At 67.6% G+C, this 24,460-nt stretch carries 22 protein-coding genes and 3 pseudogenes; 14 read left to right on the top strand and 11 right to left on the bottom strand.

What is annotated here, in order from left to right; genetic code table 11:
* Nucleotides 1–4: 4 nt before the first annotated feature.
* Nucleotides 5–1,383, bottom strand: a pseudogene (locus Q8W67_RS04260) (cytochrome ubiquinol oxidase subunit I).
* A 202-nt stretch (nt 1,384–1,585) separates the two neighbouring features.
* On the opposite strand from Q8W67_RS04260, the gene Q8W67_RS04265 reads away from it, so the two are divergent.
* Both Q8W67_RS04265 and Q8W67_RS04270 read left to right on the top strand, forming a co-directional pair.
* Nucleotides 1,586–2,239, top strand: coding sequence for a peroxiredoxin (locus tag Q8W67_RS04265; RefSeq protein WP_305541169.1), 654 nt, complete (start codon nt 1,586–1,588; stop codon nt 2,237–2,239).
* Entirely contained in the window at nt 2,239–2,628 is a 390-nt protein-coding gene (locus Q8W67_RS04270) for a helix-turn-helix transcriptional regulator (RefSeq protein ID WP_305541172.1), read from the top strand. The genes Q8W67_RS04265 and Q8W67_RS04270 overlap by 1 nt, the downstream gene beginning before the upstream one ends.
* Before the next feature lie 30 nt (nt 2,629–2,658).
* Here Q8W67_RS04270 and Q8W67_RS04275 read toward each other — a convergent pair whose 3' ends face one another.
* From Q8W67_RS04275 to Q8W67_RS04285, 3 genes are all read right to left on the bottom strand, one after another.
* Complete coding sequence (locus Q8W67_RS04275; protein ID WP_305541175.1) at nt 2,659–3,294, bottom strand: peroxiredoxin; 636 nt, start codon at nt 3,292–3,294, stop codon at nt 2,659–2,661.
* A gap of 173 nt (nt 3,295–3,467) precedes the next feature.
* The gene (locus tag Q8W67_RS04280) at nt 3,468–3,809 is read right to left on the bottom strand and encodes a carboxymuconolactone decarboxylase family protein (RefSeq protein ID WP_305541178.1); all 342 of its coding nucleotides are present in this window, start codon (nt 3,807–3,809) and stop codon (nt 3,468–3,470) included.
* 156 nt (nt 3,810–3,965) lie between these two features.
* Nucleotides 3,966–5,651, bottom strand: coding sequence for a bifunctional protein tyrosine phosphatase family protein/NAD(P)/FAD-dependent oxidoreductase (locus tag Q8W67_RS04285; protein WP_305541181.1), 1,686 nt, complete (start codon nt 5,649–5,651; stop codon nt 3,966–3,968).
* Nucleotides 5,652–5,855: 204 nt separating this feature from the next.
* Between Q8W67_RS04285 and Q8W67_RS04290 the strand changes: the two genes are divergently transcribed.
* The 10 genes from Q8W67_RS04290 (at nt 5,856) to Q8W67_RS04335 (ending at nt 17,256) form a co-directional block, all read left to right on the top strand.
* Nucleotides 5,856–6,641 (top strand): sulfite exporter TauE/SafE family protein, encoded by a 786-nt coding sequence (locus Q8W67_RS04290; protein WP_305541184.1) that lies wholly within the window; start codon nt 5,856–5,858, stop codon nt 6,639–6,641.
* Nucleotides 6,642–6,710: 69 nt separating this feature from the next.
* Nucleotides 6,711–7,595, top strand: a complete 885-nt coding sequence (locus Q8W67_RS04295; protein ID WP_305541187.1) for an MBL fold metallo-hydrolase — start codon at nt 6,711–6,713, stop codon at nt 7,593–7,595.
* A 500-nt stretch (nt 7,596–8,095) separates the two neighbouring features.
* Nucleotides 8,096–8,662, top strand: coding sequence for a Crp/Fnr family transcriptional regulator (locus tag Q8W67_RS04300; RefSeq protein ID WP_305541190.1), 567 nt, complete (start codon nt 8,096–8,098; stop codon nt 8,660–8,662).
* Nucleotides 8,663–8,932: 270 nt separating this feature from the next.
* Nucleotides 8,933–10,540 (top strand): sigma 54-interacting transcriptional regulator, encoded by a 1,608-nt coding sequence (locus Q8W67_RS04305; RefSeq protein WP_305541193.1) that lies wholly within the window; start codon nt 8,933–8,935, stop codon nt 10,538–10,540.
* A gap of 211 nt (nt 10,541–10,751) precedes the next feature.
* Complete coding sequence (locus Q8W67_RS04310; RefSeq protein ID WP_305541196.1) at nt 10,752–11,303, top strand: OsmC family protein; 552 nt, start codon at nt 10,752–10,754, stop codon at nt 11,301–11,303.
* Nucleotides 11,304–11,361: 58 nt separating this feature from the next.
* Nucleotides 11,362–12,558: an acyl-CoA dehydrogenase family protein gene (locus tag Q8W67_RS04315; protein ID WP_305541199.1), complete on the top strand. Its 1,197-nt coding sequence runs from the start codon at nt 11,362–11,364 to the stop codon at nt 12,556–12,558.
* Nucleotides 12,555–13,889: an FAD-dependent oxidoreductase gene (locus tag Q8W67_RS04320; protein WP_305541202.1), complete on the top strand. Its 1,335-nt coding sequence runs from the start codon at nt 12,555–12,557 to the stop codon at nt 13,887–13,889. The genes Q8W67_RS04315 and Q8W67_RS04320 overlap by 4 nt, the downstream gene beginning before the upstream one ends.
* Before the next feature lie 179 nt (nt 13,890–14,068).
* Nucleotides 14,069–15,430: a CmpA/NrtA family ABC transporter substrate-binding protein gene (locus Q8W67_RS04325; RefSeq protein ID WP_305541205.1), complete on the top strand. Its 1,362-nt coding sequence runs from the start codon at nt 14,069–14,071 to the stop codon at nt 15,428–15,430.
* A gap of 3 nt (nt 15,431–15,433) precedes the next feature.
* The gene (gene ntrB, locus Q8W67_RS04330; protein WP_305541208.1) at nt 15,434–16,273 is read left to right on the top strand and encodes a nitrate ABC transporter permease; all 840 of its coding nucleotides are present in this window, start codon (nt 15,434–15,436) and stop codon (nt 16,271–16,273) included.
* Between the two features lie 8 nt (nt 16,274–16,281).
* Complete coding sequence (locus Q8W67_RS04335; RefSeq protein ID WP_305541211.1) at nt 16,282–17,256, top strand: ABC transporter ATP-binding protein; 975 nt, start codon at nt 16,282–16,284, stop codon at nt 17,254–17,256.
* Nucleotides 17,257–17,347: 91 nt separating this feature from the next.
* Here Q8W67_RS04335 and Q8W67_RS26755 read toward each other — a convergent pair.
* The 7 genes and pseudogenes from Q8W67_RS26755 to Q8W67_RS04370 form a co-directional block, all read right to left on the bottom strand.
* Nucleotides 17,348–17,467: pseudogene (locus tag Q8W67_RS26755) on the bottom strand (IS5/IS1182 family transposase); the annotation flags it as partial.
* An 85-nt stretch (nt 17,468–17,552) separates the two neighbouring features.
* Nucleotides 17,553–18,510 (bottom strand): annotated as a pseudogene (locus Q8W67_RS04345) (ISL3 family transposase); the annotation flags it as partial.
* Nucleotides 18,511–18,680: 170 nt separating this feature from the next.
* The gene (locus Q8W67_RS04350) at nt 18,681–18,902 is read right to left on the bottom strand and encodes a hypothetical protein (protein ID WP_305541214.1); all 222 of its coding nucleotides are present in this window, start codon (nt 18,900–18,902) and stop codon (nt 18,681–18,683) included.
* Between the two features lie 98 nt (nt 18,903–19,000).
* Entirely contained in the window at nt 19,001–19,213 is a 213-nt protein-coding gene (locus Q8W67_RS04355) for a hypothetical protein (RefSeq protein WP_305541224.1), read from the bottom strand.
* A gap of 140 nt (nt 19,214–19,353) precedes the next feature.
* Nucleotides 19,354–19,497: a hypothetical protein gene (locus Q8W67_RS04360; RefSeq protein WP_305541227.1), complete on the bottom strand. Its 144-nt coding sequence runs from the start codon at nt 19,495–19,497 to the stop codon at nt 19,354–19,356.
* A gap of 219 nt (nt 19,498–19,716) precedes the next feature.
* Nucleotides 19,717–21,033, bottom strand: coding sequence for an ATP-binding protein (locus tag Q8W67_RS04365; RefSeq protein ID WP_305541229.1), 1,317 nt, complete (start codon nt 21,031–21,033; stop codon nt 19,717–19,719).
* Nucleotides 21,030–21,692 (bottom strand): response regulator, encoded by a 663-nt coding sequence (locus Q8W67_RS04370; RefSeq protein WP_305541232.1) that lies wholly within the window; start codon nt 21,690–21,692, stop codon nt 21,030–21,032. Before Q8W67_RS04370 ends, Q8W67_RS04365 begins: the two co-directional genes overlap by 4 nt.
* Before the next feature lie 104 nt (nt 21,693–21,796).
* Between Q8W67_RS04370 and dsbD the strand changes: the two genes are divergently transcribed.
* Together dsbD and Q8W67_RS04380 are read left to right on the top strand one after the other, a co-directional pair.
* Entirely contained in the window at nt 21,797–23,584 is a 1,788-nt protein-coding gene (gene dsbD, locus Q8W67_RS04375) for a protein-disulfide reductase DsbD (protein WP_305541235.1), read from the top strand.
* Between the two features lie 35 nt (nt 23,585–23,619).
* Entirely contained in the window at nt 23,620–24,252 is a 633-nt protein-coding gene (locus Q8W67_RS04380) for a DsbA family protein (RefSeq protein ID WP_305541237.1), read from the top strand.
* Nucleotides 24,253–24,460 lie beyond the last annotated feature (208 nt).

A 24,460-nucleotide genomic window follows, 5' to 3' on the forward strand; every position in this document is an offset into this window, starting at 1 on the left:
TCCTTCACTCGGCCGGTTGCAGTTGTAGATCATCCGCCAGCACTGGCGCAGGGGTGATGCCGGCGGTTCGCACCGGCTGGCCGACGGGCGGGCCGAATTCGTGCGGGGGCAGCGGTTGGTTGAACAGGTGCATCAGGTACCAGATGCCCGTCCCGAAGACCGCGAAGTATACGACCGCGAAGGCCGCGAACGAAGTCGCCACGGCGGGCGCCGCAATGGGCGAATGGCTGTCGGCGTTGCGCAGCAGCCCGTAGACCGTGAAGGGCTGCCGTCCGGGTTCGGTCACCACCCAGCCGGCAGTCACGGCGACCAGCCCCGAGGGGCCCATGCCGACGGCGAAGCGGTGCAGCCAGGGCGTCTCGAACAGTTGTCCCTTCCATCGCAGGTACAGGGACCACAGCCCGAGTGCGATCATCAGGAGCCCGAGGCCCACCGTCACCCGGAAGGCCCAGAAGACCAGCAGCAGGTTGGTCGGCCAAGTGTCGCGCGGCAGATCCTTCAGCCCCGTGACCTTCGTATTGAGATCATGCGAGGTAGAGGCTGGCGAGGCCGGGGATACCGATCTCGCACTTGGACTTCGCCGCCTGCGCGTCCGGCCAGCCGAAAAGGATCGAGGGTGCGCGGGTCACGCTGTCGAAGCGGCCCTCCATCGCCGCGACCTTGGCGATCTGGTGGTGGGTGTTGCCGCCGTGAAGGTCGCCGAGCACCAGTTGCACGGGGGCGACGACGGCCGCCGTCCACATCGCGCAGCAGATGCCACGCGCCCACCGCGCCGACGATCATCGCCGTCGTCAGGTAGGCGGCGGTGACGATGTGGGCGAAACGGTAGGGGAAGGACGGGTTGAAGAACACCGCCCACCAGCTCTCCGGCGCGAAGCGGCGGTCAGAGTCGAGGACGTAGCCGGCGGGCGTCTGCATCCAGAAATTGGCCGAGAGGATCCGGAAGGCCGCGAGCATCGGCCCGCCCGCCACGAGGCATGTCGCCAGGAAGTGCTGGCGCGGCTCCGCCCTCTCCAGCACGATTAGCATGACGCCGAGGAAGGCCGCCCGCAGGAAGAAGGCGGTGAGCACCTCGGAGCCGAGGAGGGGCGCGAGCACCGGAGCGGTCTTGTCCGAGAAGACCGACCAGTTGGTGCCGAGCTGGTAGCTCTTCACCAGCACGGACACGACGCCCGTGGCGAGGGCGACGGCGAAGATCTTCAGCCAGTACCGGTAGGCGTCGAGATAGACGTCCCGCCCGGTTGCAAACCAGAAAGCCTCCAACACGGCGAGGTAGCTCGCGAGCCCGATCGTGAAGGCTGGGAACAGGAAGTGCCAGACGACGATAAACGCGAACTGGCTGCGGGCGAAGTCGAGCGCGCTCGGGAGATGGTCGGCCAGCATCGGATCGGTCCCCGTCAAGGATGGGGCGCGCGACGGCCGATCCGGTCGATTTCGCGACCCGTCAGGATTATCTCGCGCCCGTGCGCAAGCATGTCAATTCATATTTTATGGCACTTACAGCTTAACATCATGCAGAAATATATTGACCTCTTAGGCGGGGGAGTTACACGGTCGAGAGACTCGATACCGTGAGCGTCGATTTATGAGCATCGAAACCAGCGGCACTCCCGCCGTTGTGCCTTCAACCGCCTGCCCACCCATTATCGGGGACGCGGCACCGAACTTCCGGGCCCGCACCACGATGGGCGCGCGCACACTCGCCGCCTATCGCGGCCGCTGGCTCGTCTTCTTCTCGCACCCGGCCGACTTCACCCCCGTCTGCACCAGCGAGTTCGTCGCCTTCGCGCGGGCCCACGAGGCGTTCCAGGCGCTGGATTGCGATTTGCTCGCCCTGTCCGTCGACAGCCTGACTTCGCATCTTGCGTGGCAGCACAGCATTGAGCAGCGCTTCGGCGTGCGCGTACCCTTTCCCATCGTCGAGGACCCGGCCATGGGCATCGCGCGGGCCTACGGCATGCTGCCGGCGGAGGCGACGTCGAGTGCTACGGTGCGTACCACATTCGTCATCGATCCGGAGGGGATCGTGCGTGCCCTTATCGCCTACCCTCTGACCGTCGGGCGCAGCGTCGCCGAGATCTTGCGGCTGGTGAAGGCACTTCAAGCCAGCGATGCGGCCGACATCTCGACGCCCGAGGGCTGGCAGCCGGGCGAGCCGGTGCTGGCGAATCCACCGCTGACGAGTGACGAGGTCGGCGCCTGTGGGGCCGATTGGTACTACCGCCTGGAAGGCGCTTGATGGCCCCGGGCACCGACGAGGTAACGGCGACCGGCGTCGCCGACCTGCTCAAGGTGGTCGCCAATCCCAACCGCCTGCGGATCCTCTACCTTCTGACGCAGGGCGAATGCTCGGTCTCGGAAATCGAGCAGCGCCTCGGCATCCGCCAGCCGACGCTGTCACAGCAGCTCGGCGAGTTGCGCAACGCCCAGGTCGTCGCGACGCGGCGCGAGCACAAGGTGGTGTTCTACAGCCTGACCGACCCGCGGATGCGCGCGCTCCTGGATGCGTTCGACGACATCCTGATCGCCGGTCGGATTCAGCGACGGCTGCCGTCGCGCGGTCCGGACGCACGGGCGCGGGCACTCGGCCAAGCGGCGATGTTTGGGCGGGTCGAAGACCGCTCGTGAGCGCCAATCTCGCCGGATCGCTTGAAGATCCTACCGCCGCTCGACCTCGGTTAGGCGCAGGTAGGGCTTGAGGGCGTCCCATCCCTGCGGGAACTTCGCCCGCGCCGCCTCATCGGGGAGCGAGGGGCGGATGATCACCCGGTCGCCCGGGTTCCAGTCGGCCGGCGTTGCCACTTCCATTCGGTCGGTGAGTTGCAATGCGTCGATGACCCGCAGGATCTCGGAAAAGTTGCGCCCGACGGTCATCGGGTAGGCCATCGTCAGGCGGATCTTCAGATCCGGATCGATCAGAAACATCGTCCGCACGGTCTCGGTGTCATTCACGTTCGGGTGGAGCATGTCGTAGAGCCGGGACACCGACAGGTCGGTGTCCGCTACGATGGGGAAGGAGACGGATGTCCTCTGCGTCTCGTCGACGTCCTTCACCCATCCGCGATGCTCCTCGACCGAGTCCGTCGAGAGGCCGAGCGGCTTCACGCTGCGGCGCCGGAACTCGGCCGCGAGCTGCGCGGTCCGTCCCATCTCTGTCGTGCAGACCGGCGTGTAGTCGGCTGGGTGCCAGAAGAAGAAAACCCAGGAGCCGCGCGCCCAGTCGTGGAACTGGATGCGGCCTGCCGTGGTATCGGCCGCGAAGTCCGGGGCGGTATCACCGAGGCGAAGGGACATGGTCTCACTCCAGTGCCGTGGTTTCTAGAGCTGGTCCCGATCGCGTTGCGACCGGCAACAGCTCCGAGATTTTGTTTCGACGCGCTCGCCTCCGTCGAACCGGCATCCGTTTCGGCGGAGGGCGCTCTAGCCGGCGCGGATTAGGAGGGCGCCAGCCGTCCGACGATGCGTTTTCAGGTAGCCATCTGATCGACGGCGTCGAGGGCCTTGGCGGCGTACATCACCGAGGGACCGGCCCCCATGTAGACGGCCATGGCGAGCGTCTCGGCCACCGCTTCGCGTGAGGCGCCTGCCTTGATGGCGCCCTCGGCGTGGTAGGCGATGCAGGGCGTACAGCGCACCGCCACGCCGATGGCGAGTGCGATCAGTTCCTTGGTCGGCGCGTCGAGTGCCCCGTCCGCATGGGCGGCCCGGGACATGGCTCCGAACGCCTTCATCACCTCGGGCGAGGCTTGACGCAGATTGCCCACCGCCGTGTTCATCCCGGCGATCATCGCGGCCCAGTCTTCAGTCATGGCTAGTCCCCTTTCTCGATTTGGCTCCAGCGCGTCAGCGCCGGGCAATGAGATGGTCGCTGACCTCGACCCGAGTCCCTCTTGCGAAGTCACCCGGCAGCAGGAATGGTCTCATCGCCCACTCTCCTCTCGGTCCCGACGCCCATGGGCTCGGGTTCAGGCGGCCGCCTTCTCGGCCTCGTGGGGCTTGGCCATCCACTCGCGGCCCTTGAGCATCGCCTTCCAGTAGATCGGCGGCAGCATGCGCTCCTTCAGGAGCCATGCCGCTCGGCTGGGCTTCGTTCCGTCGATGAGCCAGGAGGGAAAGCTCGGCAGCAACTTCCCTCCGTAACCGAACTCCGCGAGCAGGATCTTGCCGCGCTCGACCGTCAACGGGCAGGAGCCGTATCCGTCGTAGGCGACCTCCGCCTCGTGCAGGTAGCCCATGTCGACGAGCAGATTGTGGGCGACCACCGGCGCCTGCTTGCGAGCAGCGGCTGCGGTCTTGGCATTGGGGGCGCTGCACGCGTCGCCGAGGGCGTAGATCTCAGGGAAGCGCGGGTGACGCAGGCTCGCCGGATCGACCTCGATCCAGCCGCCCGCGTCGGCGAGCGGCGAGGCGCGAACGAAGTCCGGCGCCTGCTGCGGCGGCACGACGTGGATCATGTCGAAGCCGGTCTCGACCGTCTCGCTGCAGCCGTCTTCGGTCCTGCGCGAGAACCACGCGCGCTTGGCCGGCCCGTCGATCCGGGTCAGCGTGTGGTGGAAGTTCAGATGCGCGTCGTAGCGCTTCACGTACTCCATCAGCGCCGGGACGTACTCCTTGACGCCGAACAGCACCGGACCGGCATTGTAGAGCTCGACCATGATGTCCTTGAGTCGACCTTGGCGCAGCCAATGGTCGGCGGAGAGGTACATTGCCTTCTGCGGCGCCCCAGCGCATTTGATCGGCATTGGCGGCTGCGTGAACAGCGCCTGGCCGGCGCGCAGGTTCTGCACGAGGTCCCAGGTATAGGGCGCGAGGTCGTAGCGGTAGTTCGAGGTAACGCCGTTCTGCCCGAGGGTCTCGGCCAGCCCTGCGATTGCGGCCCAGTTGAGCTTCAGACCGGGCGCGACCACGAGGCGGTCGTAGCGTACCACCCGGCAGCCCTCCAGGATCACCGCCTTGCGCTCCGGCTCGAAGGCAGCCACCGCCGCCTTGATCCAGCGCACGCCGTCCGGGATCAGCGAGGCCATGGTCCTGGCCGTGTCGGCGGGCGCGAAGATGCCTCTGCCGACCATGGTCCAGCCCGGCTGGTAGTAATGCACGTCGGCCGGGTCGATCAGCGCGATGTCGAGGTCGGGCTTGCGCGCCTTGAGGCTTGCCGCCACGGCAATGCCGCCGGCCCCGCCCCCTACGATGACCACGCTGTGGAACAGTTCGGCCGATTTGCGCTGGATGCGCCCGCCTGAGGCGATGCGCCGGACTGCGCCGGACATGTCGTAGCCCGCCGCCTTCGCCGCCGCGATGATCTCCGGCAGGGGCCGGCCGCGCCCCCCCTCGCTCAACGACCACAATGTGGTCGAGCGGGTCCCCGTGCGGCAATAGGCGAGCACCGGCTTGGGCAGCGCCGCGAGCGCCGCGCCGAAGGCCACCGCCTCCTCGTCCGAGACCTTGCCCGACACGACGGGCAGGTAGCGAGCCTCGAGCCCCACCACACGGGCGGCGGCTTCGATCTCCTGGAAGTTCGGCTGATCCGCTCCTTCCCCGTCCGGACGGTTGCAGATCACGGCCCGGAAGCCGGCACGTGCGGCATCTGAGAGATCGGCAGGGACGATCTGTCCCATGACGGACAGGTTGGGCGTGAGGCGTCTCGCATCCACGGCGCTTTCCTCATTTCATAATACAATTATTTGATCTGAATGATAAAGTAAAACACATATTGACAGGCACGGCAAGCGAGAGCAGTTTAATGAGACGATAGGGGGACGGTTCTTCGTTACATATTTTTATTAATCGATAGGCCGATGCCGCGGCCCGGCAATGCCGCGCGGGCTTCTCCCGGTGAGTTCGGAGGACCATCGCCGATGAGCGCGCTTCCTTCCCTTCTGTCCGGCTCGGGGGTCGGCTTCACGCTCGGCCTGATCGGTGGCGGCGGCTCGATCCTGGCGACGCCGCTGCTGCTCTACGGGGTCGGCATGGCCCAGCCGCACCTCGCCATCGGGACGGGGGCGCTCGCGGTGGCAGCCAACGCGTTCCTGACGCTCGCCGGCCATGCCCGGGTCGGCAACGTCCGCTGGAGCTGCGCCGCCGTCTTTGCCCTCGTGGGCATCCTCGGCGCCCTTGTCGGCTCGTCCCTCGGTAAGGCCGTCGACGGACAGCGCCTGCTGTTCCTGTTCGCGCTGCTGATGATCGTCGTCGGCATCCACATGCTGCGCGGCCGGCGGGGCCAAGGCGGCACGGCCGAGTCGGTCGGCTGCGGTCCGGTGCCGAGCGGGAAAGTCGTGGGCGTGGCCTTCGCGGTCGGCGTCCTGTCGGGCTTCTTCGGGATCGGCGGCGGCTTCTTGATCGTGCCGGGCCTCGTCTTCGCCACCGGCATGCCGCTTATCACGGCGGTCGGCACCTCGCTGCTCGCGGTCGGCGCCTTCGGCCTCGCCACGGCGCTGAACTATGCCCTGTCCGGCATGGTTGACTGGGCGGTCGCCGGAGAATTCATCGCTGGCGGCTTCATCGGCGGCTTCCTCGGGATGCAGCTCGCCAATCGGCTCGCCGGCTTTAAGGGCGCCCTGAATACGGTGTTCGCCACCGTTATCTTCGGGGTCGCCGGCTACATGCTCTACCGCAACGCCGGCGCCTTCGCCGCGGCTCCGTGAAACCCGCAGGAGGGGGCGCCCGGTGCCGCGCCCGCTCCGGCCCGCCCCAATCCAGACAGGAGACATCTCATGGCTGAACCCTTCATCCGCGCCTTCTTCGACGAGCCCACCAACACGGTGAGTTACATCGTGGCCGATCCCGAGACCAAGCAGGCCGCCTTCATCGACCCCGTCCTCGACTACGACCACAACGGCGGCAGCGTCGACACCCGCTCGGTCGAGGCGATGCTGAAGGCCGCCGACGAGGAAGGCTTCACCGTGGTGTGGACGCTGGAGACCCACGCCCATGCCGACCACCTATCCGGCTCGCCCTACGTGAAAGCGAAAACCGGTGCCAGAATCGGCATTGGCGAGCACATCAAGGAGGTGCAGAAGATCTTCCGCCCGGTCTTCAACGCCACCGACCTGAAGACCGACGGCAGCGATTTCGACCGCCTCTTCGCGGACGGCGAGACCTTCCGGATCGGCAACCTCGCCGTCGAGGTACTCTACACGCCCGGCCATACGCCGGCCGACATCTGCTACCGGATCGGCAATCACGTCTTCGTCGGCGATACGCTGTTCATGCCCGATTTCGGCACCGCCCGGGCTGACTTTCCCGGCGGCGACGTGCGCACGCTCTACCGCTCGATCCGCAAGCTGCTCTCGCTGCCACCGGAGACGGTGCTTCATCTGTGCCACGACTACAAGGCGCCGGGTCGCGACGTGTATGCCTGGGAGACGACAGTAGCCGAACAGCGCGCCCGCAACGTCCACGTGAAGGAGGGCGTCAGCGAAGAGGACTTCGCGGCCATGCGCACGGCGCGCGATGCCACGCTGGCCGCCCCGCGCCTGCTGCTGCCGTCGATCCAGGTGAACATCCGCGCGGGCAAGTTCCCGCCGGCCGAGGCGAACGGCGTCCGCTACCTCACCATCCCAGTCAAGCTGAAGGGCGGGGCCGAGGCCGTGCTGTAGCAGCGCGCCGGGGCGGAGAGCCCCGGCCGCTACCGGATGATCCGAGCCTCGATGCAGCCATGTCGAGTCCCCGGCCTTCACGAGGCCGGAATTGGCATAGGAATAGGATACATAGCGCTGCACCTCCGGACCTTCGATGCACGTGAACTCGCGCATCGGGCGGCCATCCTGGGCCGAAGGCCCGTCAGAGCCACGTCGTGAGGGCGGTGAGCCAGTCCTTCGAGGCATTGACGAGAGCGGTCTCGGCGGCCTCCGAATCGTCCTCATTGTGAGAGAATGCTAAGAGGTGAAGCCGCAAGCCGTCGGTGACCGAGGTCACACAAGGGAGGCGCGGCGGGAGAAAAACCAAGAAAAGCCGGACGGCTCGCCCCTCGTCACGGCAGGTGCGACGCCAGCCATTCCGGACAGCCACAGGGTCGAGCGCTGGTTCGAGCGCTTCTCCCTCATCTGCGGCTTCAGTCCCGGGCATCTTCAGCTTGCCCTCGGGACGGTTCCCCGAGTTGGAGGGCGGCGCCGTCGCCTACGAGCTGGAGGGCGAATGCGCGAACTACCTGATGTGCCTGAAGGGACGCTGGCGCATCGTCCGCATGTCGGAGAATGGGCGCGAGGTGCTGATCTACAAGGTCGGCCCAGGCGGCACCTGCGTGCTGACGACCCGATGCCTTCTATCGGGCGGTACCTTCCCGGCTGAGAGCGTGGCCGAGAAGCGGACGGAGCTCGCGGCGCTGCCGGTGTCCACGTTCCAACAGCTCATGGCCGATAGCGCGGAGTTCCGGCGTTTCGTCCTCGACGATTACACGCGGCTGATGGCGGGGCTGTTCACGCTGATCGATGCGGTGGCCTTCTCCCCATTGAAGCAGCACCTCGCCCAGCGGCTGCTCGTCGAAGCCGATCCTTCTGGGGTCGTCGCGATTAACCACCAGAAGCTCGCCGACGATATCGGGAGCGTAAGGGAGGTCGTCAGCCGCATCCTCGGCCACTGGGCGGAGGCGGGACTGATCGAGCTGCGCCGCGGCGCGGTGGTCATCGTCGAGCGCGACAGCTTGGCGACCGCTGCTAACCGATGAACGGTCCGCCGCAGGCCCCACCCCTCAGAGAGCCGCTGGTGTCGCTCGCCAGCTTGGTCTCGTTCGTCCAGCCCATCTCCACGGGCATCAAGGGGCTACCTCCCAGCGATCGTCGCGACATTGATCGCTGAGAGGCGAACGGGCGCTTATCGGCCAGATCCGGCCAGCCGCATCGCGTTCCTCCTAGCAATCGCTTTGGCTGTCCGCCGACGATTGCACGAAGCTTGCAGGCTGCCGAGATGCCAATCAGGAGCTGGGGGGCGCCGCAGGATGGATGATCGTGTCACCAAGAGCGCGTCCCACACGCATTGGCGCACACAGGAGATGTTCCTCATCCAGGAAGTCATGAACCTGATCGGCAAGGGAATCCGCCTCGATCAGGTCGCCCGGGAGATGCTGCATCTTCTGTCCGAGATCGTCGGCCTCAACCGAGGGCGCATCGTCCTGAAGGACCCCGACGGAGACGGCTACCGCATCGCATACTCTTACGGCCTTACGCGCAAGGAGATCGCCCGAGGTCGCTACGCACCCGGCGAAGGCATCACCGGACGCGTCATCCAGGACGGACATCTCATTATCGTTCAGGATATCGACAAGGATCTGACGTTCCTCGGCCGTGCCGTCGAGCGCGCGCAACTTCCCCGTGGTGCGGTCTCGTTTTTGGCGCTGCCGATCCGGGTCGACCACAAGACCGTTGGCGCCATCGCCTGCCACCGGATCCGGCACCGGGAGCGGGCGCTCTCCGACGACCTGACCATCCTGCGGATCATCGCCACCATGGTCAGCCAGTTGCTCACCCTGAACGAGCGGGTGGAGCAGAAGACGCGGGCACTGGAAGAACACAACGACATGCTGGCGCGGGAGCTGCGCCTCAAGCGTGCCCGCTACGGTATCATCGGCACCTCGCCCGCCCTGCTGCGCGCCCTCGGGCAGGTCGAGAAAGTCGCGGGCGCGACGGCGAGCGTGCTGCTTCTCGGGGAGTCCGGGAGCGGCAAGGAACTGTTCGCCCGTGCGCTCCACCTCGCGAGCCCGCGGCGGGATCGGCCCTTCATCAAGGTGAACTGCGCCGCGATCCCCGACAGCCTGTTCGAGTCTGAGCTATTCGGCCACGAGCGGGGCGCCTTTACAGGCGCGGTCGAAGCGCGGGCCGGCTGGTTCGAGCAGGCGAGCGGCGGCACGATCTTCCTCGACGAGATCGGCGAGATGCCGGCGATCCTTCAGACCAAGCTGTTGCGTACCTTGCAGGAGGGGACGGTCGTGCGCCTCGGCGGCAAGCGCGAGATAAGGGTCGACATGCGCCTCGTGGCCGCGACGAACCGAGATCTCGCCGCCGAGGTCGCCCACGGCCGCTTTCGGGAGGACCTGTTCTACCGGCTCAATGTCGTCCCGATCACCCTGCCTCCGCTCTCCCAGCGACTGGGCGACATCCCGGACCTCGTGCTCCACTTCCTCACGAAGACAAACCAGGACAACCAGCGCAACGTGAACCTGACGCAGGCGGCGGTCGGGTACCTCGGTCGTCAACCCTGGCCGGGCAATATCCGCCAACTCGCCAACTTCATCGAGCGGCTGGTTCTGCTGGCGAGCGACGGCGTCCTCGACATCGACGACCTGCGGCCCATGCTCGAAGGAGACGGGACGACAGCGCCTGCGCCGACTTTCCCGAGGCCGACACCGTTCCACGCGCCCGACATGGGGGCGTCCTTCCACCCCATGGGCGTCATTCGCCCATATCTGCCGGCCGACTCGCACGATCACGAGCAGTTGCGCATGGCTCTCTCGCAGGCCGGTGGCAACAAGACCCGGGCCGCCCAAAGGCTCGGCCTGACAGAACGCCAATTCTCCTACCGCTGGCGCAAGCTCCGGGCGGCGTTCTGAGCGGATCGGACGAAGTCCGACAATGTCGACACAATGTCGGCATTCATCGATGGAGCGTCGAGGCCAGGAGGGCCTTCTGCATCATTAAGATCTTGATTCAAAAAGATTTTCCAAAAAAGCAGCATGCTCGCTTAGTCTGGCATCTGCCTTGCGCAAGTCGCTCCAAGCCGGCTCCGACACATGCGGGGCCGCGCCGGAAGAGGAGCCAGAAATGAGCGCGAGCGCCGCCCCGAAGACCATCACCACGTATCTGCGTCCGATCGATCGTGACGGTTTGATGCAGTTCGCCGAGAAGGGCCGCTGCAATCCCGGTTCGCGCGGCACCAACAAGGTGCACACCGTCGTCGACGGACAGTACCGCACCCTCAGCTACGTCGGTGACCACAAGCCCGTCGTTGTCGACGAGCCCCTGCACCTGTTCGGTGAGAACACGGCGCCGGCACCGGGAGAGATCGTGCTCTCGGCGCTCGGCGGCTGCCTCGCGGTGGGCATCACCGCCGTCGCGACTTGGAAGCAGGTGCGCCTCTCTCGCCTGGAACTGCACCTCGAGGGCGATATCGGCAACCCGGCCGCCTGGGGCGCCGGCGGTGCCGAGAAGAAGCCCGAGGAGATGGGCTTCCAGGAAATCCGCGTCGCCGTGACCATCGCGGGCGACGCCAGCCGCGAGGAACTCGACGAGATCGTGCGCCACGCGAACTTCTACTCGCCGGTGGCCAACACCATGCGGAACCCGATCGCCTTCAAGATCGGCCTGGCCGACTGAGCCCTAGGGCGGGGCAGGAGTGCCCCGACTCCTTCCACCATCCTGAGGAGACTGCACGATGTCGAGCGCACTCGCTCTTCGGCTGGTCGATGCCCCCGAGGCGGAGGCTCTGTCATCACGACCGGTTGGCCTCGAATGGACGGACGAAGCCGTTCTCGCCGAGACGACAGCCATAGCCGAAGGGCCGTTGAGCGCGGCGGCGGCCGCGATCGATCACGGAGCCTATCCGCTCGATATCATGGGCCAGCTCGGAAGCGCGGGCGCGCTGGGTGTCCACCTCGACCGGCACGGTGCGCGCATCGGCCTCTCGCTGGCCGCGATGCAGGCCGCGAGCCGGAGCTGCGGCGCCACCGGCTTTCTGATGTGGTGCCACGACGTCTGCGGTCTGTACTTCGAGCAGTCGGCCAACCCGGCCCTGGCCGGCGCCGTGCTCGACGACCACGTCGCGGGCCGGACCTTCGGCGGTACGGCATTGTCCAATCCGATGAAGGCGTTCGCCGGGATCGAGCCGATCCTGCTGCGCGCCCGGCGCGTTCCCGGCGGCTACCGCGTCAGCGGCATGCTGCCCTGGGTCAGCCATATCGGGCCGGGCCAGTATTGCGGTGCCATCGCGGGCGTGCTCGGGGCCGGCGAGGCCATCAGCCACGAGATCATGTTCTTGCTGCGCTGTGACCGCGCCGAGCTGCGGCCCTGCCCGCAATTCTCCGGCATGGAGGGCACCAGCACCTGGGGCGTCCGCCTGGACGAATACTTCGTCGGCCGGGATGACTTGATCGCCGACCCGGCCCGCCCTTTCATCGGCCGTATCCGTGGGGCCTTCATCCTGCTCCAGTGCGGCATGGGTCTCGGCGTCGTCGAGGGAAGCCTCGACGCCATGCTGTCGGTCGAGGAGACGCTGGGCCACGTCAACCAATTCCTCGACGACCGTCCCGACCGGATCGCGGCCGAACTCGCCGAACTGCGTGCCCGCGTGATGCGCCTCGCCGAGACGCCCTACGACGGCGCGACCGACTACCTGATCGACGTCCTCGACGTCCGCGCCCAGACGTCCGAACTTGCCTTCCGCGCGTCGCAGTCGGCGCTGCTGCACCAGGGAGCGAGGGGCTACATGATGTCGGCGCCCCCCCAGCGCCGCATCCGCGAGGCGCATTTCGTCGCCATCGTCACACCGGCGATCAAGCATCTGCGCTGGGAGATGGCGCGGCTTTCGCGCGAGGTCCTGCCGTCCGGCGCCGGCACGGGAGGCCGGGCATGACCATCCTCGAGCCCACCGACGGCCTCGGCCCCTGGAAACAGTTCCTCTGCCGGGCCTGCGGGCTGGTCTACGATGAGGGGGAGGGCGATCCCGATAGCGGCTTGGCCCCCGGCACGCGTTTCGCGGATATCCCCGATGATTGGGCCTGCCCGATCTGCGGCGTCGCCAAGTCGGATTTCGAGCCCTACCAGCGGCGGGCGCCGGTCGCGCCGATGCCGGCAGCGGTGGCGCCACGGCGCCGGCCGGGCGTGGTGATCGTCGGCGGCGGCATCGCGGGATGGAGCACGGCGGAGGCGATCCGGGCCGACGACGCGCAGGTTCCGATCACCCTGGTGACCGCCTGCAGCGGCGACATCTACCACAAGCCGGAACTCTCGGTCGCGCTGGCCCGCGGCCTCTCGCCGGACAAGCTGCGCCGGGAAACCGGGGCGATGGCGGCGGCGCGCCTCGGAGTGCGGCTGCTCGGCGATACGGTCGCGGTCGGCCTCTCGCCGGAGCACCGCAGCCTGCGCACGACGCGCGGCACCCTCGGCTACACTCACCTCGTCTTGGCCCACGGCGCGCGCCCTGCCTTGCCGTCCGGCCTCGACCCGGCCCTATGCTGGCGGGTGAACAACCTCGCAGCTTGGTCGGCCCTGCATGCCGAACTCGCGCGTGGTCCCCGCACCGTCGTGGTGATCGGCGCTGGCATGGTCGGGTGCGAGTTGGCCGAGGATATGGCGCGAGCCGGCCATGCCGTCACACTGATCGGGGCCGAGGCGCTGCCCCTGCCCGAACTCCTGCCGGAACAGGCCGGACGCAGGCTCCTGGCCGGCCTCGACGGGCTGGGCGTTCGCTTCAGGGGCGGCACCCTGGTGAGCGGCCTCGGCCGCCGGCCGGATGGTGACATCGCCCTCGCCCTTGCGGACGGGACGAGCTTCGTAGCCGGGACCGTGATCGCCGCGACCGGGCTCGTGACGCCCTCCCGCCTCGTTCAAGGGGCGGGTCTCGCCTTCGACCGCGGTATCGTCGTCGATCCGAGAACGCTGCGCACGAGCGGACCCGCCATCTTCGCCCTCGGCGATTGCATCAGCATCGAAGGGCGTCCCTGCCGCTTCATCGAGCCGGTCGCTCGCCAGGCTTCGGTCATCGCCCAGGCGATCCTTGGCCGGGAGGGTCCCGGCTACGCGCACGCCGCCCCCGTCATCCGGCTGAAGACCCGCTCTGTCCCGATCGAGCTACACGGTGCACCCGTCGCAGACGCCGCGTGGTACGTCGTCGAAGAGACCGAGAGCCGCCTCTCGATGGAGCAGCGGCGTGGCGGCGACGTCACCGCCTGGCTGGCGGCCTGACGGGCTGATCAGATCTTCGCCGACAATGTCGACATTTTACTCACATTGTCGAAAGCAGATCCCTAAATCGCCGCACAAAAAACTGCACCAAGCCGTTGATTGCTTTTGACAAACAATGGAGCGGCGGTCTTGGCGCAACTGTTGCTGAGGGTTTCCAGACCACACCACCGGAGATCTCGATGGCCCCGTTCGACAATCCCTTCGACGCCAGGCGCCGCCTTATCCGGGGCGGCTGCTCCTGCGGGATCCACGCGGACCAAGCCACCCACGACGCGGCGATGCCGACGGGCGATGCCGCGATCGAGCGCACCGTCGAGGCGACAATGATGAGGGCGCTGTTCCCACGCGATGCCGAGCGCCGCGCCTTCCTGCGGAGCGTCGGTCTCGCGACGGCTGCGTCGGCCGTGAGCCAGTTCCTGCCGATGAAGTTCATAGCTGAGGCCCTGGCGGAGGCGGGCAAGCCGGAGAAGGCCGACCTCAAGGTCGGCTTCATCCCGATCACCTGCGCCACCCCGATCATCATGGCCAAGCCGATGGGCTTCTACGAGAAGCAGGGACTGAACGTGGAGGTGGTGAAGACCGCCGGCTGGGCGGTCGTGCGCGACAAGACCCTGAACAGGGAATACGACGCCGCCCACATGCTGGCCCCGATGCCTCTCGCGATCACGATGGGGCTCGGGTCGAACCCGGTGCCCTTCACGGTGCCGGCCATCGAGAACGTCAACGGCCAGGCGATCTGCCTCGCCAACAAGCATAAGGACAATCGCGACCCGAAGAACTGGAAGGGATTCAAGCTCGCGATCCCGTTCGATTACTCGAACCACAACTACCTGCTGCGCTACTACCTTGCCGAACACGGCATCGACCCCGACACCGACGTGCAGCTCCGCTCGGTGCCGCCGCCCGAGATGGTCGCGAACCTGCGCGCCGACAACATCGACGGCTTCCTCGCCCCCGACAACATCGTCCAGCGCGCCGTCTATGACGGTGCCGGCTTCATCCACGTCCTGTCGAAGGAGATCTGGGACGGGCATCCCTGCTGCTCCTTCTCGGTCGCGCAGGACACGGTCCGCGAGATGCCCAACGCGACGGCCGCGCTGCTGCGCGCCATCCTCCAGGCGACCGCCTACGCCTCGAAGCCGGAGAACCGGAAGGAGATCGCTGCCGCCATCGCGCCCGCGAACTACCTGAACCAGCCGCTGACCGTCGTCGAGCAGGTGCTCACCGGCACCTACGCGGACGGGCTCGGCAGCGTGAAGAAGGACCCGAAGCGGGTCGACTTTGATCCTTTCCCCTATGAGAGCTTCGCCATCTGGACGCTGACCCAGATGAAGCGCTGGGGGCAGATCAAGGGCGACGTCGACTACGCAGCGGTCGCGAAACAGGTCTACCGCGCGACCGACGCCGCCAAGCTGATGAAGCAGGACGGGCTCACCCCGCCGCAGGCTACCACCAAGACCATCGTGGTGATGGGCAAGACCTTCGATCCGTCCAAGCCCGAGGAATACCTCGCGTCCTTCAAGATCAAGCGCGCGAGCTGAGCCATGCAACGCTCCCTGTCCGTCCGAGCCGGCGCTCTCTCGCTGACGGTCCTCATCCTAATACTCCTCGGCTGGCAGATCGCGGTGAGCGGCACGGCCAAGACCGAGGCCATGGACCCGGAATACGCGGCCCTGATGGGGCAGACCGCCATCACCGGCAGGTCGGCCATGCCGGGCCCCCTGGATGTCGGAGCGACGATCTGGAAGCACCTGAAGGATCCGTTCTACGACCGGGGCCCGAACGACAAGGGCATCGGGATCCAACTCGCCTACTCGATCGGGCGCGTGGCGCTGGGCTACGGCCTCGCGGTGCTGGTGGCGATCCCGGTGGGATTCCTCATCGGAATGTCGCCGCTGATGAGCCGGGCGCTCGACCCGTTCATCCAGATCTTGAAGCCGGTCTCGCCGTTGGCCTGGATGCCACTCGCCCTCCACACGATCAAGGATTCGAGCCTATCGGCAATCTTTGTGATCTTCATCTGCTCGATCTGGCCGATGCTCATCAACACGGTCTTCGGCGTGGCGGGCACGCGGCGCGAGTGGCTCAACGTCGCCCGTACCCTGGAGGTTGGTCCAATCCGGCGGGCCTTCACGGTTATCCTGCCGGCGGCGGCGCCTACAATCCTGACCGGGATGCGCATCTCGATCGGCATCGCGTGGCTCGTCATCGTCGCCGCCGAGATGCTCGTGGGCGGGACCGGCATCGGCTACTTCGTCTGGAACGAGTGGAACAACCTCTCGATCACCAATGTGATCACGTCGATTCTGGTGATCGGCCTCGTCGGCATGGTCCTCGACCAGATCCTGGCGCGCGCCCAGCACCTCGTCACCTTCCCGGAGTGAGGCCACCAATGAGCAAGCTTCTTCCGTTCGCGCGACGCGCGCGGCCTGTCGCTCCCGACCACGCTGCCGGGACCTTGCGTCCGTCCTCGTCAGAGAAGTTCATCTCCATCGAGGGGATCGCGCGGCGCTATCCAGCCCCCGGGGGCAAGACCACCACGATCTTCGAGAACCTGTGGCTGCCGATGCGGCGCGGCGAGTTCGTATGCATGATCGGCCATTCGGGCTGCGGCAAGACTACAGTGCTGAACATTCTGGCTGGGCTTGAGGCGCCGAGCGAGGGCGTCGTCATCGTGGACGGGCAGGCCATCGCAGGCACCAGCCTCGACCGGGCGGTGATCTTTCAGGGCCACGCGCTGCTGCCCTGGCGCAGCGTTCTCGGCAACGTCGCCTACGCGGTGTCCTCACGCTGGCGGAAGGCCAGCAAGGCAGAGGTCGACGCGCGCGCCAGGAAGGCCATCGCCACGGTCGGGCTAGCCGGTTCCGAGCACAAGCGCCCCTCCGAGCTTTCAGGGGGCATGAAGCAGCGGGTCGGCATCGCCCGGGCGCTCTCCATCGAACCCAAGATCCTCCTGATGGACGAGCCCTTCTCGGCGCTCGACGCACTCACCCGCGGCACGTTGCAGGACGAGGTGCGCCGGATCTGCGTCGAGACCGGGCAAACTGTATTCATGATCACCCACGACGTGGACGAGGCGATCTACCTCGCCGACCGGATCGTCCTGATGACGAACGGCCCAGAGGCGAAGGTGGCCGAGATCGTCGAGAACCCGCTGCCGAAGGACCGCGACCGCGCGCAGCTTCACCACGCGCCCGGATACTATGCCCTGCGCAACCACCTGATCGACTTCCTGGTGACCCGCTCCAGGACCATGCGGGACGCGATGCCCGAGGGCTACGATCCTCGACATCCGCCGGTGGTGCGACCCTCCCTGAGCGAGGCGGACGCCGCGATCGCCGCCGGGCCGCCGGCCAAACGGGCCTGATCCCGCACCGTCCGGCACCTTGCATTCCCCGATCCCTACTCCGCGAAGAAAAGGGCACGTCGCCTTTCCTACCTGACAATAAGACCCTGTTTCATGAGTCTCTGGCGAGGCGTCTGACGAGGCTCGTAGCTGCGGCGAGCACAAAGAAGGCGAGTGCAGAGGAGACGGTGGCCTCGTGGTCGCGGGCAAGCCTGCGGCAGCGACTGATCCAACTGGATCTCAGCTGGACCATTCATCGCCTGGGCTGTGTTTCGGCTTTCAACTTTCGGTCTGACGCAATCTCGATGCTGATCGGCTCATGGTGTGCCGATCAGCCGAGCTTCGAGCAGATCGAGTTCGGCGCGGCCGAACATCGGCCGCTTCACGAGTTTCAAGCGGGTGATCTACCCTTCCGTCTGGCCGTTCGATCAAATCTGCGTCAGGGCCGCCGCAACGGCGGCCTTGTTTTTCTGCAGGCCGCCGGCAATGGACGCGAGGAGGCTGCGGGCTGCAGCCTCGATCCAGGCGTCGAGATCAGGTCAACGCCGTTCGCGGATCATGACCTGGAAGCGGAACAGGAGGGAACGGGCATCGGCGAGCGTCGGCACCTCCGTCTCGATCGTCGCCCCGATGACGGCTTCCGCCTTCGTCAGGCTGTCCCGCCCGGTCGTCATCAGCCGGGAGTGGATGCGTGCTGATGGCGCCTCGCCTGGCGATCCTTCCGGCGCACGCTCGGTGCGTCGCCGGCGTGTCGCCCATTCCCCGACAACCCGCAGGCTGCCGGTGAACCCGCTGGCGCGAAGCCGCCGACAGAGTTCGGCCACGGTGCGGCAGCCGGCCGCCCACTCGGCAATCGAGCCGGGGCGGATAGGCCTCCAGGCTGCTCTGGCGGGCGCGGAAGACGTCGCTGGTCAGGCCGCATAGCACGTTGCGCATGAGCTGACGGCGGTGGCCGGTCGATCGGGAAATCTTTTTGACCGGTATGCCCGGGCGCGACAGAGTCAGGATCGCCTCGCCGGTCGCCTATCTCCGCAGATAGCCCTCGTAGTGGAGACGCTCGGCGCAGGTCAGCCGTTCGGGATCGACCGTCGCGGCTCCCACCGCGGTGCGGATGCCGGACATCGACTCGCGCACAGCGTCGAGGAAGGCGGCGCTAGCGTTCTCCCTCAGGTGCCAGTGGTCGGCGACCTGGATGGCGTTCGGCAGCGCCCGCACCGTCGGCTCTCTGTAGCAACCACCGCGGTCACGGGCGACGATGGAGATCTCGGGTGTTGCCCGACGACAATGAGCCGGCTCCGCGCACCTATCAGGACCGGCACGGCAACGTCACCCATATGGACACCGCGCGGGTCGGCCGCGCGCCGTCCGAACCGCGGGACGCGCAGACTGTGCAGCGCGAGCCACCTCCGGCACACGGGTGGGTACCGGGCGGCTCCCGAAGTCGCCTAGGCGTGTGTTTCGGAACCGCAGGCGCGAAGGCGCTCCCGCATGGCGTAGAGTGCTTCCCCCCGGCCTTGGCGCTCACCGGCGAGCGCGTTACTCATGAGCGCCGCGGTTGCCTCGGAAAGGGTCTCGTAGGTCAGCCGGTCCATCCCGCCGCCCTGCATCGCCTTCTCAGATACCCGGCGGACGAGGCGCCTCACCTCGGTCTCGACGTTCTCGTCCATCAGGATCTCCGGGCGTTCGCCTGCACAGCCCTATGGCCGCGCGCGCCATCACGCCCTGTCCTGTGTTAAGCCGCCGCTGCGCGACCAAGTGAACCGGTTCAGTCCCCGCTGCCACCCTCATCGGCGTCGTTGCCGGCGTCCAGCAGCCAGTCGGGTAGACCGGGGACTATCTCCCCGGCAACCTCTCCGGCGGTCTTGAGGGCCCTGTCCGCCTTGGCTTCGGGGCTCTCGGCCCGAACCTCGGCAAACAGTTTCCGCGCCAGCCGGTCGAGTTCCTCGTCAGACAGCTGCGATTCGCTCGGATCCGGCATTGGCCGCCTCCTCGACGCGCACAGCCGGCTCGGCCCCAGCGCCTCATTCGGTCATCGGTTTTATCGGGTGCGTTTGTGCATGTCACCGGAGGTTGGGCTGATACGCAACTTGCCCCAGACAGGATGGTGCCGAGGCTGGGTCAGCGCGTCGTCACCTGGGCAGGCTTAGAGTTGTGTCGAAACAGGCCGCGCAGGAGCCGGAAGGGAAGCCGCAGCAGCCGATAGACGGCATGGGCTGCCATGACGGCGAGGACGGTCAGAAGGGCCAGGATGGTATTCAGCACGCGGTGCACTCCATGACGGAGTGAGCTTGGCGGTCCGCCACCGCCATTGCCTAAGGACGCGCGCAGAACGCGGCAGCAGTGTGATGCGGGTGCCCGCTTCTCCTGTAGATGCGTGCGATCTCCTCTTGGCGCCTTCGGAGCGGAGACTCAGCACAGGTAGGCAGTGGGGCACGCGCCATGCCGAAGCCATCCGAGACGGAGAATGCATCGATCCCGGGATCAGCCCCAGAGAATCTCGGCCTGCAGGCCCGGCCGATCTGTCCGGTTGCGCAGCCGAAGGGTGATGCCGCTACGCTTGGCCGCCATCTCCGTGATGGCCAACCCCAGCCCGCTTCCCGTCGCGCTCTTGTGGCGCCCCCGGAAGAAGCGTTTGGTCACGTGTGACAGTTCCTCCTCCGGAATGCCGGGTCCCTCGTCGCACACGACGATGCCTCGCCCTCCTGGCCGCGCCCGCCACTCAACCGTGCCGGTCCGCATGTGCTGAACGGCATTCTCGTGCAGGTTACGAACGGCGAGGCGCAGGCTTTCCGGATCGGCCCGCATCGTGAAGCCGCGCAGACCGGGGTCGATCACCGTCCGGATTCCGGGCGGCGCTCGCATACCCTCCACGATCTCGGCGATCAGCACGCCGACGTCGACATCCGTCACGGGGCTGATTTCCCCGGCGGCGTCGAGCCGGGCGGCATCGAGGAGTTGGCGGACGAGATGCGTGGTCCGGTCCACGGCCGCGAGGATCTGGCGCAAAGCGGCCTTCGCGACGTCCGGGTCCGCAGCCGCCATGGCAACCTGCGCCTGTGTCTTCAGGCCGGCCAGCGGCGTGCGCAACTCATGCGCCGCGAAGGCGGTCACCTCCCGCTCGTGCCGGCGGGCCGCCTCGACCTTGAGAAAGAGCCCGTTGAGGGCTTCCGCCAGGGGGCGCACTTCCGCCGGCGCTTGGCGGGCGTCGATGGCGCTCATGTCGTCGGCGTCCCGGTCCGCAAGGTTCCGAGCCATCCGCCGCAAGGGGCTTAGACCCCGACCGAGGCTGGCCCAGATCAGCATACCGAGGAGCGGGACGACGAGGAGCGCGGGCGTGAGCAGACCCATGATCAGGTCGGTGACGAGGCGCTGGCGCCTGCCGAGCCGATCTCCGACCATCACGCGGATGCCTTTCTCGGAGTCCTCGACGGTGAACACCCGCCAAGCCTCGCCATCCACCTCGCGTTCCGAGAAGCCCGCCGGGGCGTCGGTCAGACGCTGCTCGGGGGCGCCGCTCGACCGCGCGACCATGCGCCCGTCGAGCGACCAGATCTGGCAGGAGAGCTGCCGCTCGTAGGCGGTCGGCGCCGGGATCGTGGGCTGAGTCCCGTCCGGGTTCCTGCCGCCCACCGTCCCGACGAGGGAGCCGACCATGCGCGCCGCTTCCTGGAGCCGGTTGTCGAGGACCTGCTCGACCTCGTGCTTCGAGCCCAGATAGATCCAGGCCATGGCGCTGAGCCAGATCAGCCCGGTCGCGAGGAGGAGGATGGCGAAGAGCCTGACGCGCAGCGACCTCATGCGGGCGCTCTCATCCGGTAACCGAGGCCCCGCACCGTCTCGATGGCGTGCTTGCCGATCTTGGCGCGCAAGTTGTGGATGTGAACCTCGACCGCGTTGCTCTCGACCTCGTCCTGCCAGCCGTAGAGCCGGTCCTCCAGCTCGGACTTCGAGCGCAGCACGTTCGGCCGTTCCATCAGGGCCGCTAGGACCATGAGCTCGCGCCGGGACACGGTGACCGGCACCCCGTCCACCGTGACGGACAAGCTGCCGGGGTCGAGCCTGATGCCGCCGTGCTCCAGACCGGCCGCTGCTCGTCCCGAGGCGCGCCGGACGACCGCGCGGATCCGGGCGGAGAGCTCGTCGAGGTCGAAGGGCTTGCCGAGATAGTCGTCGGCTCCCCCGTCGAGCCCCGCGATCCGGTCGGCCACGGCATCTCGGGCCGTCAGCAAGACGACGGGCGTTCGGTCTCCCCGCCCACGCAGGCTCTGCAACACTTCCAGCCCGGAGCCGTCGGGCAGCATCAGGTCGAGCACGACCGCGGAGAACCGGCTCGCCGCGAGCGCGGCATCGGCGTCCGCGCAGGTCGCGACGCAGTCGATCGTCGCCCCGCTCAAAGAGAGCCCAGCCCGGAGGCCGTCCGAGAGGATGGGGTCATCCTCGACGACGAGAATGCGCATGCGTGTCTCCTTGGCTGCCGCCATCCTCCGAGCCCGGCTTAAGCCTGGCTTAAGCTGCGTTTCAGACTCGCGGCGGACCGATCCGAGACCGGACCCCGCCGCTCATGCCGAACCGCGTCGCCCTAATCGCCCTCGCCGCCCTGGTCTGTGCGGCCTCCTACTGGATCCCGGGGCAGTGCCAAGAAGGCTCCGCCCCGCAAACTCCCTTCACACTCGCGGCCACCCGGGACGCGGATCTCTCGCTGCGTCTGCGCTGGACCATCGCTCCCGGCACCTACCTCTACCGGGATAAGATCGGCGTGGCAGCCGGAACCGGCCTTCTTCCTGTCTCCACCGCGTCGGGCGAGATCGAGGACGACCCTAATTTTGGGCCCACCGAGATCTATCACGGCTCAGCCGAGGCCATCGTGCCGGGCGCGGCGCTCGCAAGCGTGCACGAGGTGCAGGTCACCTTCCAGGGCTGCGCCGAGAAGGGCATCTGCTATCCGCACGTGACGCATCACGTCGACCTGTCGGATTTGGCGATTACCGATGCAGCGCCCTCAGGCCAGGGGAGGGCAGCCGCCAGTCCGACTGGAAGCCGCGGCCTCCAGATGCCGGACGCCGTCCCCGTGGGCGTCCTGACCCAAGGCCCCGCCTCTCTCCTCACCGGCAACTTGTTCGGCCTCCTGTCCGGCATGTTCGGGTTCGGCGTCCTCTTGGCGTTCACGCCTTGCGTCTTGCCGATGGTGCCCATCCTGTCGGGCATGCTGGTCCGCTCGGGCCGGGAACTGTCGTCCAAGCGCGGTTTCGTCCTCTCGGGCAGCTACGTCCTCGCGATGGCCGCGGCCTATGCTAGCCTCGGCCTCGCCGCGGCCTGGCTCGGGCGTAACCTGCAGGTTGCACTCCAGACCCCGGTCGCCCTGGGTCTGATGGCCGGCGCCTTCGCGGTCCTCGCGCTTTCGATGTTCGGCCTGTTCGACCTGCAGGCGCCGCGCTGGTGGCGGAACTGTGCCGGCGGCGCGCCCGCGGCGGGAGGGGGATCGATCCCGGGCGCCGCGCTGCTCGGCTTCAGCTCGGCCCTGGTCGTCGGGCCCTGCGTGACTCCGCCGCTCGCCGCCGCGCTCCTTTACGTCGGCCAGACCGGCGACATCCTGCGGGGGGCGCTGGCGCTGTTCGCACTCGGTCTCGGGATGGGCGCGCCGCTCGTGGTGGTCGGGACCTTCGGAGCCGGCATTCTGCCGCGATCCGGCCCGTGGCTGGTGCGCATGAAGCAGGCGTTCGGCTTCGTCTTTCTGGCGCTGGCTGTCTCGCTCGTCACCCGCTTGCTGCCCGACGCGCTCGCGCTCCTGCTCTGGGGGGCGCTCGCCATCGGCTTCGGGCTGTCGGTCGCGGCGATGGCCACGAACGGGCCCGCGGCCCGGATCGGCAAGACGGTGGGCATCGTCGCCATAGCCTATGGCTGTGTCCTTGCCGTCGGCGCCGCGGCCGGCGGGACCGACCCGCTCAGGCCCCTCCGCGGCTTCGGCCAGGAGCAAGCGGGGCACATCGCCGGCACCCGGGTAGTCTCATCCGTGCCTGCCTTCGAGGCTGCCCTCCAGGCTGCCCAGGCGGAGGGCAAGCCGGTCCTCGTCGAGTTCGCGGCCGACTGGTGCACCGTCTGCCGGACGAACGAGCGGACGGTCCTGGCCGATGCCGCCATCCGAGAACGGCTGAAGGCTGTCACCGTGATCCGAGTCGACCTCACCCGTGACGACGCCGACGCGCGCGCCCTGATGCAGCGCTTCACGGTCGTCGGGCCGCCGACGCTGATCCTGATGCGGCCCGACGGCTCTGAGATCCGGCAGGCCCGCACCGAGGGAGAACTCTCGGTCGACGACCTGACGCGCCGCCTCGCCCTCGTCGGCGCATGAGCCGACGCCTCTTCGACGCACTTACGGAGACCGTTATGGACCGCAGGACCCTGCTCGCCCTTCTCCCCACCGTCGCGCTCGCGCCGGCCCTGCTGTCGCTGCCGGGCGCAAGGCCTGCCAACGCCGAGGGCATCGACACCGACGCCATCCTGCATGACCCAGAAGCGCCAGTCTCGGGCAACCCGGCGGGCGACCTGACGATCGTCGCCTTCCTCGATTACAACTGCCCCTTCTGCAAGAAGTCGGAGCCCGACCTTCTCCGCCTGGTGAAGGCGGACGGGCGAATCCGCCTCGTCCACAAGGACTGGCCGATCCTCGGCGACGCTTCCGTCTACGGCGCCCAGCTCGCGCTCGCGGCGAAGTACCAGGGCCGCTACGACGCGGTTCACAGGGCACTCATGGCGATCCCGGGTCGCAAGATCCCGAAGGAACGGATGCTGGAGGCCGTGTCTGCCTCCGGGGTCGACATGGGCCGCCTGGAGGAGGACCGGAAGGCCCAACAGAGCCAGATCGCGGCGCTGCTCCAGCGCAACCTCGACCAAGCCGACGCCCTCGGACTGCAGGGCACGCCGGTGTTCCTGATCGGCCCACTGAAGGTCGCCGCCGCGCTGGACTACGACGGCTTCAGGCAGGCGGTGGCCCAGGCCCGTGCGAAAGGCCATCCGTGAGATGGGTCCGCCCAACGGGTCTCGGCGCTGCCGGCCCTGGGCACTCACACGGCTTCGGCGTCCCGCGCCCGTAGGCGGCCGCCGCGGACGACCTTCCTTCGATGACGGCGGTCGACCGGTGCGAACCGGCGAGAACGCGTTGCAGCCCTCGTTGGCCGGCGGATGCCTTTTCCAAGGGCCGCCAAGACAGCCTGTACGGGCCAACGTT

The organism is Methylobacterium sp. NEAU K (assembly GCF_030700285.1).
In the GTDB taxonomy this organism is placed as follows: Bacteria; Pseudomonadota; Alphaproteobacteria; order Rhizobiales; family Beijerinckiaceae; genus Methylobacterium.

Coding starts and splice junctions, on each gene's coding strand:
- ntrB (WP_305541208.1), top strand. CDS start 15,434: ATGCAACGCTCCCTGTCCGTCCGAGCCGGCGCTCTCTCGCTGACGGTC.
- Q8W67_RS04295 (WP_305541187.1), top strand. CDS start 6,711: ATGGCTGAACCCTTCATCCGCGCCTTCTTCGACGAGCCCACCAACACG.
- Q8W67_RS04355 (WP_305541224.1), bottom strand. CDS start 19,213: ATGCCGGATCCGAGCGAATCGCAGCTGTCTGACGAGGAACTCGACCGG.
- Q8W67_RS04280 (WP_305541178.1), bottom strand. CDS start 3,809: ATGACTGAAGACTGGGCCGCGATGATCGCCGGGATGAACACGGCGGTG.
- Q8W67_RS04315 (WP_305541199.1), top strand. CDS start 11,362: ATGTCGAGCGCACTCGCTCTTCGGCTGGTCGATGCCCCCGAGGCGGAG.
- Q8W67_RS04310 (WP_305541196.1), top strand. CDS start 10,752: ATGAGCGCGAGCGCCGCCCCGAAGACCATCACCACGTATCTGCGTCCG.
- Q8W67_RS04325 (WP_305541205.1), top strand. CDS start 14,069: ATGGCCCCGTTCGACAATCCCTTCGACGCCAGGCGCCGCCTTATCCGG.
- Q8W67_RS04270 (WP_305541172.1), top strand. CDS start 2,239: ATGGCCCCGGGCACCGACGAGGTAACGGCGACCGGCGTCGCCGACCTG.
- Q8W67_RS04305 (WP_305541193.1), top strand. CDS start 8,933: ATGGATGATCGTGTCACCAAGAGCGCGTCCCACACGCATTGGCGCACA.
- dsbD (WP_305541235.1), top strand. CDS start 21,797: ATGCCGAACCGCGTCGCCCTAATCGCCCTCGCCGCCCTGGTCTGTGCG.
- Q8W67_RS04370 (WP_305541232.1), bottom strand. CDS start 21,692: ATGCGCATTCTCGTCGTCGAGGATGACCCCATCCTCTCGGACGGCCTC.
- Q8W67_RS04335 (WP_305541211.1), top strand. CDS start 16,282: ATGAGCAAGCTTCTTCCGTTCGCGCGACGCGCGCGGCCTGTCGCTCCC.
- Q8W67_RS04365 (WP_305541229.1), bottom strand. CDS start 21,033: ATGAGGTCGCTGCGCGTCAGGCTCTTCGCCATCCTCCTCCTCGCGACC.
- Q8W67_RS04350 (WP_305541214.1), bottom strand. CDS start 18,902: ATGGACGAGAACGTCGAGACCGAGGTGAGGCGCCTCGTCCGCCGGGTA.
- Q8W67_RS04265 (WP_305541169.1), top strand. CDS start 1,586: ATGAGCATCGAAACCAGCGGCACTCCCGCCGTTGTGCCTTCAACCGCC.
- Q8W67_RS04380 (WP_305541237.1), top strand. CDS start 23,620: ATGGACCGCAGGACCCTGCTCGCCCTTCTCCCCACCGTCGCGCTCGCG.
- Q8W67_RS04290 (WP_305541184.1), top strand. CDS start 5,856: ATGAGCGCGCTTCCTTCCCTTCTGTCCGGCTCGGGGGTCGGCTTCACG.
- Q8W67_RS04320 (WP_305541202.1), top strand. CDS start 12,555: ATGACCATCCTCGAGCCCACCGACGGCCTCGGCCCCTGGAAACAGTTC.
- Q8W67_RS04275 (WP_305541175.1), bottom strand. CDS start 3,294: ATGTCCCTTCGCCTCGGTGATACCGCCCCGGACTTCGCGGCCGATACC.